This is a genomic window from Candidatus Midichloria mitochondrii IricVA, assembly GCF_000219355.1.
In the GTDB taxonomy this organism is placed as follows: Bacteria; Pseudomonadota; Alphaproteobacteria; order Rickettsiales; family Midichloriaceae; genus Midichloria; species Midichloria mitochondrii.
This window is the reverse complement of sequence record NC_015722.1, coordinates 711,675-725,927: the sequence shown is the minus strand read 5'-3', so window position 1 is coordinate 725,927 and position 14,253 is coordinate 711,675. Positions and strand designations below refer to the sequence as shown.

The 14,253-nt window shown below is 36.1% G+C and carries 14 protein-coding genes and 1 pseudogene; 2 read left to right on the top strand and 13 right to left on the bottom strand.

Annotated elements, in window-relative coordinates; translation table 11 throughout:
* Positions 1–11: 11 nt before the first annotated feature.
* The 4 genes from MIDI_RS03775 to MIDI_RS10270 all read right to left on the bottom strand — a co-directional run bounded on the left by MIDI_RS03775 (position 12) and on the right by MIDI_RS10270 (position 3,353).
* On the bottom strand, positions 12–2,216 hold the full coding sequence (locus tag MIDI_RS03775; protein WP_083809630.1) for an ankyrin repeat domain-containing protein: 2,205 nt from the start codon (positions 2,214–2,216) through the stop codon (positions 12–14).
* 11 nt (positions 2,217–2,227) lie between these two features.
* Positions 2,228–2,554, bottom strand: a complete 327-nt coding sequence (locus MIDI_RS03770) for a DUF2497 domain-containing protein (RefSeq protein ID WP_041185458.1) — start codon at positions 2,552–2,554, stop codon at positions 2,228–2,230.
* Positions 2,555–2,656: 102 nt separating this feature from the next.
* A complete protein-coding gene (locus MIDI_RS03765) occupies positions 2,657–3,130 on the bottom strand; it encodes a calponin homology domain-containing protein (RefSeq protein WP_041185457.1) in 474 nt (157 codons plus the stop codon).
* Positions 3,057–3,353 carry an MJ0042-type zinc finger domain-containing protein gene (locus tag MIDI_RS10270; RefSeq protein WP_083809629.1) on the bottom strand — a complete coding sequence of 99 codons (297 nt, stop codon included), beginning with the start codon at positions 3,351–3,353 and terminating at the stop codon, positions 3,057–3,059. The genes MIDI_RS03765 and MIDI_RS10270 overlap by 74 nt, the downstream gene beginning before the upstream one ends.
* Positions 3,354–3,563: 210 nt before the next feature.
* Here MIDI_RS10270 and tolB point away from each other — a divergent pair, with 210 nt between their 5' ends.
* The gene (gene tolB / locus MIDI_RS03760; RefSeq protein ID WP_013951248.1) at positions 3,564–4,865 is read left to right on the top strand and encodes a Tol-Pal system beta propeller repeat protein TolB; all 1,302 of its coding nucleotides are present in this window, start codon (positions 3,564–3,566) and stop codon (positions 4,863–4,865) included.
* Between the two features lie 458 nt (positions 4,866–5,323).
* Here tolB and MIDI_RS07145 read toward each other — a convergent pair whose 3' ends face one another.
* The 9 genes and pseudogenes from MIDI_RS07145 to MIDI_RS03735 all read right to left on the bottom strand — a co-directional run bounded on the left by MIDI_RS07145 (position 5,324) and on the right by MIDI_RS03735 (position 11,979).
* Positions 5,324–5,455 carry an FG-GAP repeat protein gene (locus MIDI_RS07145; RefSeq protein WP_160162255.1) on the bottom strand — a complete coding sequence of 44 codons (132 nt, stop codon included), beginning with the start codon at positions 5,453–5,455 and terminating at the stop codon, positions 5,324–5,326.
* A 177-nt stretch (positions 5,456–5,632) separates the two neighbouring features.
* The gene (locus tag MIDI_RS10265) at positions 5,633–5,812 is read right to left on the bottom strand and encodes an FG-GAP repeat domain-containing protein (protein WP_410517918.1); all 180 of its coding nucleotides are present in this window, start codon (positions 5,810–5,812) and stop codon (positions 5,633–5,635) included.
* 3 nt (positions 5,813–5,815) lie between these two features.
* Positions 5,816–5,941 (bottom strand): annotated as a pseudogene (locus MIDI_RS10260) (FG-GAP repeat domain-containing protein); the annotation flags it as partial.
* Positions 5,942–6,319: 378 nt separating this feature from the next.
* Positions 6,320–7,480, bottom strand: a complete 1,161-nt coding sequence (gene dxr, locus MIDI_RS03755; protein ID WP_013951246.1) for a 1-deoxy-D-xylulose-5-phosphate reductoisomerase — start codon at positions 7,478–7,480, stop codon at positions 6,320–6,322.
* On the bottom strand, positions 7,480–7,719 hold the full coding sequence (locus MIDI_RS09790; protein WP_083809628.1) for a phosphatidate cytidylyltransferase: 240 nt from the start codon (positions 7,717–7,719) through the stop codon (positions 7,480–7,482). The genes dxr and MIDI_RS09790 overlap by 1 nt, the downstream gene beginning before the upstream one ends.
* Positions 7,616–8,224, bottom strand: a complete 609-nt coding sequence (locus tag MIDI_RS10255; RefSeq protein WP_013951245.1) for a phosphatidate cytidylyltransferase — start codon at positions 8,222–8,224, stop codon at positions 7,616–7,618. Before MIDI_RS10255 ends, MIDI_RS09790 begins: the two co-directional genes overlap by 104 nt.
* On the bottom strand, positions 8,214–8,912 hold the full coding sequence (gene uppS / locus MIDI_RS03745) for a polyprenyl diphosphate synthase (RefSeq protein ID WP_041185456.1): 699 nt from the start codon (positions 8,910–8,912) through the stop codon (positions 8,214–8,216). Before uppS ends, MIDI_RS10255 begins: the two co-directional genes overlap by 11 nt.
* Positions 8,913–8,960: 48 nt before the next feature.
* Positions 8,961–11,105, bottom strand: a complete 2,145-nt coding sequence (locus MIDI_RS03740; RefSeq protein ID WP_013951243.1) for an ATP-dependent helicase — start codon at positions 11,103–11,105, stop codon at positions 8,961–8,963.
* Between the two features lie 4 nt (positions 11,106–11,109).
* Positions 11,110–11,979 carry a UTP--glucose-1-phosphate uridylyltransferase gene (locus MIDI_RS03735; RefSeq protein ID WP_013951242.1) on the bottom strand — a complete coding sequence of 290 codons (870 nt, stop codon included), beginning with the start codon at positions 11,977–11,979 and terminating at the stop codon, positions 11,110–11,112.
* A gap of 839 nt (positions 11,980–12,818) precedes the next feature.
* Here MIDI_RS03735 and glmM point away from each other — a divergent pair.
* Positions 12,819–14,168 (top strand): phosphoglucosamine mutase, encoded by a 1,350-nt coding sequence (gene glmM / locus MIDI_RS03725; protein WP_013951241.1) that lies wholly within the window; start codon positions 12,819–12,821, stop codon positions 14,166–14,168.
* Positions 14,169–14,253: the final 85 nt, after the last annotated feature.

Genomic DNA, 14,253 nt, shown 5'->3' with positions numbered 1-14,253 from the left:
TTGCTTTTATGCTAATCACAATATCTTCGTATAGTCAATTTCTTAGGTTTGTGCGGACTAATATTTTTCTTAGGCTCTCTAATTATTGGCTTCATTCGCGGTGTTGTTTCTTCTGGCATTGAAGTAAATCCAGATTTTGCCATTATAATATCTTCTGGTTTATAGCCAGCTATTTCTTCTTGTATCTCTGCTGTTTCTAAAGAATCAGCAATATCTGTGTAGCCATGGCGCCTTGCTAATAAGGCTGCTGTATTTCCCTTAATATTTATCTTACCCGGCCTAGCGCCTTTATATAAAAGCCAATTGATAATTGCCTCATCACCATTTTGGGCTGCTAAAATTAGAGCCGTATTGCGATTTTTATCTGAAGTATTAACGTCCGCTCCTCGTTCAATAGCAAACTTAACGCACCCTAATATGCCTAATTCTGCACAGGATAGTAGGGCTTCGTTCATATTATCATAATAGAGAGCAAGCTGCGAGGCCATTTTTGCGCTGGTTACATATTGGAATGCTCTTTTATCTGCTATATCTGTAATATAAGTATTTGTTCCAGCTGCAATAAGCATTTTAAACATTTCTGCATCGTTAATAATAGCAGCTAAGTGTAAGGCGGTCTTGCCATCATTTGCTTGCTGATTAAAATTGGCTCCTCTGGTTATTAAATAGCGTGCCACATCTATTTTTTTCTTGAGCACTGCCTGCATTAGAGGAGTATATCCATAATTTGAAGAGACTGTATTAATATCCGCCCCCTTTTTTAATAATGCCCTTATAGCTCCTATATCATCTTTGTTTACTGCAGCAAATAACAATCGAGAATATTCAGAGTGAAAAAATGCTTTTGGTAAGTGTTTATTATTTTCAGAATACTCGGTTTTATTAATATTGGGAGGCAGATATTGATCTCTATAGTCATATACTGATCTAGGACTTAAGCCAAGATTGTCTGCTTCTTCAAAGGACATAAGAGGGGGTAGCTCTATTTTAGAGGCAGTATTTTTTAAGCTATCTTTTTTCCCATTAACTTTCTTTGTAGGAGCTTTTGGTCTTGGTATACATTTTAGCTGTTGCTTAGAATTTCCCTTGGTAGCTTTTTTGGTACTTTTAGTTTGCGCCCTTCCCTTATTAGATAATTTAGAAGCCTCTATCCTTTGGGTACTGTCATCTTTTTTTGGAGCAGGCTTTTTGATTTCTGGCTTAGAAGAGGCCTTTAATGCAGAAAGTTTTTGTGATGGAGCAGGCTTGGCGGGAGAAAGAGTCTGCGGTGTAAAGACCTTTTGTGGTTTAGGGGCAGCTGTTGGAGGCATAGGAGTTTTTACTTCCTCTGGTGTTTTTGGCGCTGCACCCGTTTGAGGAAGAGAGCTAATCTTTGACGGTGTAGTAGCTTGTAAGAGATTAGCTTGAGAAGAGGTATTTGCTGGTGAGCCTGAGGTAACAGGAGCTAAAGGTACAGTTAAAGTTGATTCTGTATTTATATGGGGTACTACATTTGGTTTTTGTATTGAAGAGCTACTATCGTTGAGAGGCAAAGCCTTAGTTTGAGCAGGGTCTAAAGTAGGCAGAACAGGTTCTGGAGGTGACAGTTTAGGAGCTGTCACCTGTTTTGGTTCAGGTATTTTTGGTGCTGTTAAGTTGGGCATCTCTATTAAGCTATTATCTGGCTTTTGATCAAGAGCTTGAGAAGTTTCGGGGGCTGACCTAGGAGTTACTGGGGAACCTATGTTTCCTGCCTGCGGAACCGCAATTTGAGTCATATTATCATTTTGCGGGCTTTTTAACTGGTTGATAAGAGCCTTAGTGTTATTAAAGTTATTTTGCTCAGCAGGAGCTTCAGCAGGTAATTCCGGGGAAGCTAATATACTACTTGAATTTGAGGGAAGAACTTGTAGATTTTGGATTTCTTGAATTCCAGATTGTTCTTCAGTATTTGCTTCCTTGCTTGCTTTATCAACTTTTTTAATTGGGTTATTATTACTAGTTGGAGCAGTATTGGTAATTTTTTCAGGGTAGTTAATGGGTGGTTTTATCAGATCTTGCTTTATCGGTTCACTTTCTTCTCCAAAATTTTTCTTCATCTCGTTTAAGAAATTTTGATCAATATTGAAATCGGATGAAAAATCAATACAATAAGCTATATTTGCTATAAAAAGGATACAGCAAAGCAGTGTCATAGACTCCTTGTATAATAGTGATAACGCTATCTTGAAAGGCATTTTTCACCCCCTTATTTCTTATTGGACTCATCCATAATCATTTTGATCTGGCGTTCAACGACTTCTTTGACTATACTGGGTAGATTATCATCAAGCCAAGTCTTTAAATAAGGTTTTAATATTTCCTGAAGAGTAGAGGTTAACTGACCCTCCGTCACCTGAAATTTGTCCAATGCTCCCTTAACTTTTTTATTAGGCGTGTCCTTTTGGTCAGTACCTTCCTCAACTAGATTAGTTAACTCTAATATATCGTTCTTCATACTTGTTAAAGCGCTATTTTGTTGCATTAAGTTTTTGATATCGCTCAAAGCATCGTACATGTCGCCACTTTTCGACATATATTTCCTCTGTTTTTTAATATACTTATAAAAACAATCCTATAGAAAAATATGTCAATTATCACCCTAATTTTATAGTCACCTAAATTATAAATTTAGTTTTCAATTACTGGATGTGTTAATTTTTATCAGTCTCTCTAATTGGTTGAATAAGTCCCTTCCTTTTGTCTTTTGTTTATTAACAATAACGTTAACAAATCTTGGAATAATTCTATAAAAAGGTAGCTTAATAGTAATATCAAAGGTACGAAATGGAAGTATAGATTCATGAGGAGATACAGTAACTTGCATTAGTTGTTGCTTATGCTTATCCATAGCTACTACTTGTACAGTCTCTAGAAGTTTGGTTACATCCGCAAAATTTTCAACGGAAATAGTTACTAAAAGAAACCTTTTATATCTATCGAGTGAGTCATTCGCTTCATAAGAATCAACAAATTTATATGATACACCCTGTATTGCTAGTTCTTTAGCCCAGCTTTTTTGAATATTGATTATATCATTAGGTAGCTGGAATTTCTCGAAATAATAAAGGAAACCTAATAATAAAAAATGAACATGAAAGAAGTATAACACTGTATAAATACTTTTTGTTTTTCTTCAATAGAACTATGTTTTGTTCAGTCTTATTCTCTATATTATATGCAATAGGCACGTTTTCACTTGGTTTGACCAGCCACTCATGCTCACAAATTGTACACCTTACAAATCTTCCAGTGCTATGTATTTCTGAACTACTGACATAAAATTTTGCACCACAACTCTCACATGAAACAATAATTCTATTTAAATCTGGCATTACACTTCATTGAAAAAAGTCAATTCAGAAGTATTTTTATCATATATAAACCTCGAAATCATTATATATCATATGTAATATGAAATAAAGCATCATGGCCCCTATACTATATCCTAGCCTAAGAACCTAGGCTGAAAGAAAATCTATTGAAATTGCGTATTTTTATATCTTATAGTATATGTAAACCACTTGTATAAGGTGTCTTTCAATATGGGGAAAATAATATCTACAGTGCTTCTTTGCAGCATTTTTTGGTTCAAACTTTCTTATGCGGTATTGAAAATTGATATAAATCAAGGAACTCTTGAGCCTATGCCTATAGCTGTTGCAGGGTTTGCCGCAGATAGCTGGGATGAAAAGCAAGTAGGAAGGGATATAGTAGACGTAGTCTTAAACGATCTAGAAAATTCAGGCTTATTCAGGGCTATAGATAGAGTTTCTTTTTTAGAAGAAGTTTCAATGGATAAGCCTCTTGGCTATCATAACTGGCGTAAAATTAACGCTGTTGCAGTTATTGGAGGAGCTGTCCAATTTGGTGATCAAAATCAGGTTTCTGTGCAATTTAAAATATGGGACCCGTATAAAGAAGCCGTGATTGAAGGAATGTCCTATCAGGTGCAAAAGAAATCTTGGAGAAGGTTAGCACATAAAATAGCAGATAGAATTTACCAAAAAATGACCGGAGAAAGCGGCTATTTTGATACTAGGATCCTGTTTGTGTCTCATCTAGGTAGAGGCAAGAATACAAAAAAGCGCTTAGCCATTATGGACCAAGATGGAGCAAATTTTAAATTGTTAACAGATGGTAAGCACCTAGTTTTGACTCCTAGGTTTGATCCTAAAAACCAAAGAGCAATTTATATGTCATATGAGCATAAGGTACCGCATGTCTATATATTAGATATAGAGAGAGGGTGGCAAAGGTTGGTTGGTCATTTTAAAGGTATTTCCTTTTCACCGCGCTTTTCTCCCGACGGCAACTACGCAATCATGTCAGTTGCTAATTATGGCTCTACCAATATTTTTGAAATTAACTTAGAAGATGGAAAAACAACTAAGCTAACCCGTGATATAGGAGCAATTAATACTTCCCCTTCTTATTCGCCAGACGGTAGTAAAATAGTCTTCAATTCTGACCGTGCAGGCCGAGGACAAATTTATATTATGAATAGAAATGGCTCCGATATAACAAAAATAAGCTCCGGAAGCGGTACCTATGCAACTCCGGTTTGGTCTCCAAGAGGAGATTTCATAGCCTTTACCAAAATTGAAGGTGGGACATTTTATATAGGGGTAATGAGGCCTGATGGCAGTGGAGAGAGGCTCTTAACTACAAGCTGGCTTGATGAAGGCCCCACTTGGTCGCCAAATGGCAGAGTTATAATGTTTACTAGGCAGAAGCCAGATGGAACTAGCAATATTTATTCTATTGACGTAACAGGCTACAATGAGCGTTTAATTTCTGTTGAAACCGATGCGTCCGACCCCGCATGGTCACCTTTATTAAAGTAAAATTCTTTAGGTATTGCTCTAGGATTTATAAGCGGTTCTACTCAACAGCTTGAACGGTCCCCCGAGTTTCTAACGTTTTCTATAATGCTAAGATCACCGTAGATGCAAAACCCAAAATCTGGAGTAGTAAGAGTTGGTATAGCACAATTTTCCTGATCATCACAACCAATTTTTCCAGAACCCACATAAAACTAAAGGAATGTTGCTGATTGGTTCACCTACAACAGCTTGGGTTAAAATTCCTTCTTCGTATTCTAGGCTATATTTACCATAAATAATAGTCTTTACAGTACCAACAAAGGGTTAATGTACAAAATACATGAGGATTTCACTCTTGATAAAGGGGGGGGTGCATAAAGATGAAGCAGTTGCTGGTCCTCTGTGGGTGTGTATGAGGGCTTGAAGTTGGAGTTGTTAAAAAAGTAGAAGCCAGCTCTGTAGTTGCGGTGGTGAGAGTGCTAGCTGTAGTTAGGCCACGTTGCAATATTCAGTAGTATGGATATAGTGTTTGATTCATGGTTAGCAGTAGCTATATCAGGTCTGCCATCGCCATTAAAATCTGCAATCACTAATCCTCGTGCCCCAACCAATCCCATATGATACCGCTAGTTGGAAGGTTCCATCTCCATTTCCTAATTAATAACGAGATATTGCTTGAACGTGAATTAGCGTTAACTATGTCTACCTTGCCATCCCCATTGGTGGATGTGTCTACTAATAGATATTCCATGTGGTTCATTGCCCACACTGCCATAAGCTATAGGCATCTAAAAGGTACTGTACCCGTTAACCCAATAACACAGAAATGGTAGCCTATAGTGTGTGACCACTATGTCTAATTTATTATCGCTGTTTAGATCATATACAACAGCTTGTACAGGACCGCTATTAGCATTATAGTCCTTTGCTGCTCGGAAAGTTCCATCTCCGTTGCCTAATACAGAAATTGTCTATTTTCCATCTCCATTGAAATCTCCAATAGCCACTCCAAAAGGAGCCGTAGCCACACTATAGTTTACTACACTATAAAATGTGCCATCACCTTTTCCAATCAGTACTGCGATTCTACCTGAAGAATTTACAACTGCTAACTAAACTATGGCTACTTCATAGGTACTACTTTCTCCGCTATAATACGTTTTCAGGATTAAAAGTTCCATTTCTATTCCCTAACAGTATTGAAATGTTTTCTGACTGGGCGTTACCACTTGCTATATCAATTTCACCATCCTTATTGAAATCACTAACTGCTTATTCCATGGGGCCAGAAGCTACATTATAATTTACCGCAGTGAAAACATTTTACCTCGAATAATCTTTTATGTTATTTTCTAATTAAGTTATTGCATAACACTAAAGTGTACTATAATCCTTGCTAAATTACGTCAATAGTTATCTGTAATATTTTCGCATTAACCTCCAAAAAACAATATTAATCTACTGCTTAATGACCACTATAATTTTGTTAGCAAAACCTCAGCAGCTTTAGCGCCCGCCCCTTGCGCTGCGGCAAAAACGTCTTCAATAGTTTTTATTGAGAGATTAGAGATGCTATTTAAGACTTCTTCTATTATTTCTGGAATTTTTAGAAATGGTAAGCCGCTGTTTAAAAAAGCGTTAACAGCAATTTCATTCGCCATATTCAATTGAATACACCTGCCCTGCCCGCTTTTTAGTGTGTCCTTAGCTAGTTTTAAACACTTGAATTTTGTTTCATCTGGAGTAAAAAATTGTACTGATGATAACTTTTCCCAAGTTATTTTTCGGTGCTTAATATCAAGCCTTTCTGGATAATTTAAAGCTGAAGAAATAGGAGTACACATATCCGGCAACGACATTTGAGCCAACATCGAACCATCTGCGTATTCAATTAAGCCGTGTACTAAGCCCTGAGGGTGAATTACTGCCTCTAATCTGCTGGGTTCAATATCAAAAAGGTAACGGGCTTCAATTAATTCCAATCCCTTGTTCATAAGAGTTGCAGAATCAACAGAAATTTTGGCTCCCATGCTCCAGACCGGGTGAGCGACCGCATCACTCGGTTTAGCTGTTCTCATTTCTTCAATCGATCTATTTAAAAATGGCCCACCAGAAGCAGTTAATATAACTCTATTAATTTTTATGGCATTTTTTTTTTCAAAAACTTGAAATATTGCATTATGTTCAGAATCTACTGGTATAATCTTAGTATTGTGCTTTCTAGCAAAATCCATTAAAAGGCTGCCTGCACACACGATACTTTCTTTATTGGCAAGGCCAAGTATTTTAGTGTTCGGTATAACTTTTATTATTGGCTGAAGGCATTCCATACCAACAATTGCAGCTATAGTAACGTCATATTGCTCTTTTAGAAGATCATTAATAGCTTCTTCTCCGCTTATAACATTGATTCTTGGAAGGTTAGATAACATTTTTTTCAAAGATTTGTAACCAGTTTTATCGCTGATCGCTACATTTTGCGGCAAGTAATGCCTAGCTTGCTTTACTAATTTATCTATACTAGATTTAGCAATTAGAGTTTTAACTTTAAATTTATCAGAGTGTTGATCTATAACGCGTAACGTGCTTTCTCCTATGGATCCAGTTGAGCCAAGTATTAGAACTTCTTTTTGCATCAAAAATTAAAAATTATAGATAAAATAAATACAATAAACCATATTATACAAACCATTATCAAGCCATCCATTCTATCCATTACTCCGCCATGGCCTGGTATGATGTGACTGCTATCCTTGACTTGAAAATGTCTCTTAAATGCCGATTCGGCAAAGTCTCCTACTTGCGCGATGAGCGACGTTAAAATAACCACGCTCCATGCGACAAGAATGTTGATTTTTAGGATTAAAGAGCTCATTTACTAAGGTCCTGATCGCAACTTCATGACTTAAAACTGAAAATACCAAGGCCCCACAAAAACCTGACCAAGTTTTTGAGGGACTAACTTTTGGCAATATTTTAGGTCCACCTACTGTTATACCGACAAAATAAGCGGCAATATCAGTAGTCCAAACTATAATACATATCCAGAGTAGCAATTTATAATCAAAAGCAAGTTCGATGCTGGGCTGGTTCCTCAAAAATAGCATAGATATGATCGCAAGGAGAGCACATATGATGCCCAAAACGTACCATTTATATTTTTGTCTTGGCTTAATAATATTGGCTTTGTAGACTATAGAAAACCACTCATAGATTACAATAGATCCTAGCCCTATAATTAAAATACTATAAAGTAAGCTGCCTTCATACAGTGCAAACAAAAAGAGCGGCAGAAGTATCAGTGCTGATAAAGATCTCTTTAAAATGTCAGCTTTTAAAAATTTTTTTATTATTGTGGATATTCTCGTACTACTTGCCATATCTTCTTTCTCTCAAGGTAAAATCCTCTATAGCCTTTAACAAATCATTTTTATCAAAATCCGGCCAAAATTTTTCAATAAAGTATAACTCACTATAGGCAAGTTGCCATAATAAAAAATTACTTAAGCGCTGCTCTCCGCTAGTTCGAATTAAAAGATCAGGGTCTGGTATATTAAAAGGATTAATAAAACGTTCAAACATATCGTTAGGCACTTCATTGATTTTGTTATGCACAATATAATCAGCCATATTATAAGCAGCCCTTTGAATCTCGTCCCGTGCTCCATAGCTGATTGCCATAATGAGAGTAAAGGCATTTTGCTTCGATATATTCTCAACTTCTACCATCTTTTGCTGTATATCAGTAGGCAACAACTTTCTATTTCCTATGAAAATCAATCTGATACCACTATCGACTAATTCTCCGATGCGATTGTTCAAATAATCTCGCAAAAGATGCATTAAATCATTAACTTCTTCATCTTTTCTTAACCAATTTTCAAGGGAAAATGCGTACAAAGTAAGATAATTTACTCCAATTTTTTTACATTCTTCAACAATCTTTTCAGCAGTAACCATACCTTGTCTATGTCCTAATCTCTTAGGAATCATCCTCTGTTTAGCCCACCTACCATTGCCATCCATAATAATTGCCATATGGTTCGGAATAATTAACTTGTTACGCATTACAGCATCTCAAGGAATTCCATAGATATTTTTTTAAAACCACACGCGTCAAACATTACTTGCGCTATATTGCCTTCCAAAATTGCTAAAACCCTGCCTTTTCCAAATTTTTTTATGCACTACAATTTGACCATATTTTAATGAGCCACTGTCTTCTTCTGTTTGCTCTGGCCTATACAAGGCGCTTTTTCCATACTTTCTATTAATAAATGGTTTGTTAAACTTGCTATTATAATCGAAGTTATTACAGTCAAAGCGATTCTGATTACTGAAATTGTTAATAATTTCATAGCTATCCTGAGGTAACTCATCTATAAATCTAGAACTCTCACTTGATTGATAAGTACCAAACAATCTTCTATTGCATGCATATGATATATGCAAATGCTTTTTAGCCCGGGTTATTGCGACATAAGCAAGCCTCCTTTCTTCTTCTAACGCACTGCCATTATTTTCCGAAGCAGCCCTAGAACTTGGAAATATACCTTCCTCCCAGCCTGGTAAAAATACTAAATCAAACTCCAGGCCTTTAGCCGCATGCATGGTTAGTATATTCACTTTATTTTCATCAGCTATCGAATCATTATCAGTGACTAAACTGACATGCTCTAAATAATCAGCTAAGGAAGAAAATTCGCCCATTCCTCTAATTAGCTCTTTTATATTATCAAGTCGATCTTTAGCCTCCTCACGCTCCTGAGCCTTTAACATTTCTTTATAGCCGCTCTCTTCCAAGACTCTTTCAACAACTTCAATATGATTTAAAGTACTGAGGTGATCAGTCCACGTAGATAACCTACCTATGAACTCTGCAATAGCGGAAGCAACCCTTCCTTTAATTAAGGAGTTTTCGATTAAATGATTCGCAGCTGCAAACATTGAGACTTCTTGTTCTTTAGCATATTGCCTGATTTCAGAGACCGTAGCATCTCCGATGCCTCTTCTTGGGGTGTTAATAATTCTTTCAAAAGCAAGACTATCGTCGTTATTTTGCAAAAGACGCATATAAGCAAGCATATCTTTTATTTCAGCTCTATCGTAAAACTTTGCTCCGCCTAGTATCCTATAAGGAATTTTCATGTAATTAAGACTTTCTTCAAAACTTCGAGTTTGATAACCGGCTCTAACTAAAATTGCCATATTGCAAAAAGGAACATTATGAAGCCTATTTTTGGCATCTATTTCATCTGCTATTTCTCTTGCTTCCCGTTTATCATCATAAAAAATACTAAGCTTAACAGGGTCGCCACCTATGCCCTCTGTCCAAAGCTTCTTACCATGACGATTTCTATTATTTGAAATTAATTCACTGGCAGCATTCAGTATAGAAGGAGTTGATCTATAGTTACGTTCCAGCCTTATAACTTTAGCTTCCGAAAAATCTTTATCAAAACGTAAAATATTCTTAACTTCAGCTCCACGCCACCCATATATAGATTGATCATCATCTCCGACGCAACATATATTGTTGTTACCCTGAGCCAATAACCTCAACCATAGATACTGAGACACATTGGTATCCTGGTATTCATCAACTAAAACATATTTAAACTTCCTTTGATAATGCTCCAGTACATCTAGGTTGTTATTAAATAGTTCTATCGTCCATAATATCAAATCACCAAAGTCCATAGCCTGCAAAAGTTGCAACCTTCTTTGGTATTCTGAATATAAAGTGATACCCATACCACTTGCAAACTGGCATTCTTCTGAAACAGGAACGCGGTTTGGTAACCAACCTTTATCTTTGTATCTTCCTATTATGTGAGCTAATAGTTTAGCGGGATTACTTTTTTCATCTATATTATAATCATTTAAAATTTGCTTGATAAGTCTGGTTTGATCGTCGATATCAATAATAGTAAAACTTGAGGAAAAACCAATTCTAGTAGCGTTTTGTCTTAGAATCTTTGCGGAGAGTGAGTGAAAAGTTCCACACCAATGTATAGAGCTGCCGGCCAAAGCTTCAATTCTATTAGTCATCTCTTTAGCCGCTTTATTAGTAAAAGTCACAGCCAGTATTTGTCCAGGCAAAGCTTTCCCCTGTTTTAATATATGCGCAACTCTTGTAGTTAAAACCCTAGTTTTACCGGTTCCAGCACCAGCAAGAACTAACAATGGGCCATCTAAATTTTCTACCGCCTCTTTTTGCTCTTTATTTAAATTTTCAATATAATGAGCAGTTTGATCCATCAGATTACCCTAATATATTTTTTAACATTTCTTTTATGGGCTCAGAAAATTCGCTATTTTGCAGAGAAAATCTTACATTGGCTTCTAAATATCCCAAATAATTTCCGCAGTCTAGTCTATAAGCATTGGTTCTATACGCTCTAAACTTGCTATTAGCCAACATTTTTTTCATTGCATTAGTTAACTGTATTTCCCCACCTTTATCCGCTTCAGTACCTTTCAGATAATAAAAAATATCTGGTTGTAATATGTACCTTCCGACTATAGCTAAACCAGAAGGAGCGTCACTTACTTCTGGCTTTTCTATCATATCTTCAACAATATCTCCATCCCCAATTTTAACTATCCCATATTTTTTACTTTCGCTTATATTAATTTTAGAAATACCAATAATATTAGCAGTGGTATCAGATTGAAAATATTGAATCATCTCTGTTAAGATGCCGCATTTTCGATCTTCTATGAACATATCATCTGCTAATATTACCGCAAAAGGTTCGTCACCTATAATATTTCTTGCGCACCAAACGGCATGGCCAAGCCCTAAGGGCTGCTGTTGTCTCAAGAAGACTATATTACCAGGTTCAATCAAACAATCTTTAGATAGAAATAACATATCTTTGTTATTCTTAAATTCTAGGAAATTCTCTAATTCAATAGCATGGTCAAAATGATCATTGATAGAATTCTTATTTCTCCCTGTAATAAAAATAAATTGCTCAATACCAGCATTTCTAGCCTCTTCAAAAGCGTGATGTATTAAAGGCTTGTTTAGCACAGGAAGCATTTCTTTGGGCATCGACTTGGTTGCAGGTAAAAACCGAGTACCGAGGCCACCAACTGGGAATACTGCTTTCCTGATTTTCTTATACATATTTAATAAATTATTAATTCCTCAACGCTGTTATAACATTAAAGACAAAATTCAAAAACATATAAAATACTTTTTAGTGGCCCGGTAGAAGATAATCTGCTTGATTAAGGAAGTCTGCTAAATTTTGGTTTTAAATATGCACCCATTTTAATACATATTTTAATAATTATTTGTTTTTAGAATTGTTTCTTTGTGATATATGGTAGCGCTATTATTTAACTTTCATTTGAACACAATGACTGATTCTAATAACCAAACCCGTTATCAATCAATATAGAGATGGAGTACAAGTAGTTCTGGTTTAAAACTTTGATCCGCAAATTGATCCAGAAAGTAATGTCGTATTAATCTTAAATTGAGAGTTGATCCTAATAACCCCGAACCGAAATTTGAGCTTCAGCCTATTCCTTCTCCAGACCCAAATGTTAAATATGAATTTATAGTACGTGTAGATAAGGATGGTCCTTGGAGTACTGGTAATGTACTGCAGTTTGTAAAAAACAATTCAGCAAAAACGCTGCACAAAAACACGAAGACACAGCTAAAAATGGTATCAATAACGCTAAGGTTTTAGCATATACTGATAAAAAAAGAATAGCAAGTAATTCAAAATGCACGCAAGGGCGTAAAGCTTTTGCTTACTTGTTACATATTTTACAGTGGAAATCCTATAGTAGCTGACCTTTGCAGATAATAAGCGAGGTTTCGTCATGCTTAAAGTATTTGAGTACAGAAATGAAATGATAGCGGAGCAGTAATACCATTTATACATAGTAATAGAAGAGTTATTAAGCTTGAAAATCTGCTGATTAACTGTTATATCTTAAAGAAAAATCTTTATGTCTTTAAATCTTTTTGGGACGGATGGTATACGAGGTCTAGTAAATCAGCATCCCATTACGCCGGAGGTGATGCTAAAGTTTGGTGTAGCTGCGGGGGTTTATTTTTCTAAGCTTGGCCAACGAGGTAAAGTCTTGATAGCGAAGGATACGCGGTTGTCCGGTTATCTAATTGAACCTGCTTTAACTTCTGGTTTGGTTTCTGTGGGTGTTGATGTAATATTGTTAGGGCCAATGCCCACTCCAGCCCTTGCAATGTTAATTAAGTCCTTGCGCGCTGATTTTGGAATTATGATCTCTGCATCTCATAATCCTTATTATGATAACGGGTTAAAGTTATTTGACAGCAATAGTAATAAATTGAGTGATAAGTGCGAAATAGAGATTCAAAACTTAATTTTAAGTAGCGAATTAAAAAATAATTTAGCTGCACCTGATAAGTTAGGCCGAGCTGCAAGATTAGATGATGCGCTCGGTAGGTATATAGAGTACGTAAAAAATTCTTTCTTAAAGCATAAAACTTTAAGCGGTCTTAGAATAGTAATAGATTGTGCTAATGGCAGCGCTTATAAATTGGCCCCAACCATATTATGGGAGCTTGGTGCTGAAGTCATTTCTATTGGCTGTGAACCTAATGGCTTTAATATTAATGAAAATTGTGGGGCAACCCATCCCCTCACCTTATCTCAAAAAGTGATGGAAACTAGAGCAGACATAGGGATTGCCCTGGATGGAGATGCGGATAGAGTAGTAATATGCGATGAAAAAGGAGAAGTGATATCAGGAGATCACTTAATAGCGGCAATTGCACTATACATGCACCAAGCTGGCTCTTTAAAATCTGGAGTCGTGGTAACTCAAATTTCCAATACAGCTCTGGATGATTTTTTAGCTCAACGCGGGATTGCTGTTTACAGATCTAAAGTTGGTGATCGCTATGTAGCGGCTGAGATGAGAAAAAGAGAGTGTAACTTAGGCGGAGAACAATCGGGTCATATCATAATTAGTGATTATTCAACTGCAGGCGATGGCGTCATAGCCGCTTTACAGGTTCTTTCTTTGCTTGTGCAATCCGAAAAGAAGGCAAGTTACATAGGAAAGATGTTTTCGCTTAATCCACAAGTGGCAAAAAATATAAAATTTACTGGAACTAGCCCCCTGGAAGATCAAAGAGTTTTATCCTCAATAGAAAAAATTCAATCTGATAATAAAGACCTACAAATTATTGTCAGAAAATCTGGCACTGAAAGATTGCTGCGAGTTATGGTTGAAGGAAAAGATATCAATATTGTAAATGAAGTTGCTAATAATATAGAGCAAATGCTAAGTCCAGTTAAGCAAAATCCTTAATAATGCTTTGCTAAGGGTACCTATCTTTTATTATCACTCGACAAACCTGAAAAGATAATCTGATTTTTTATATTGACTTTTATTT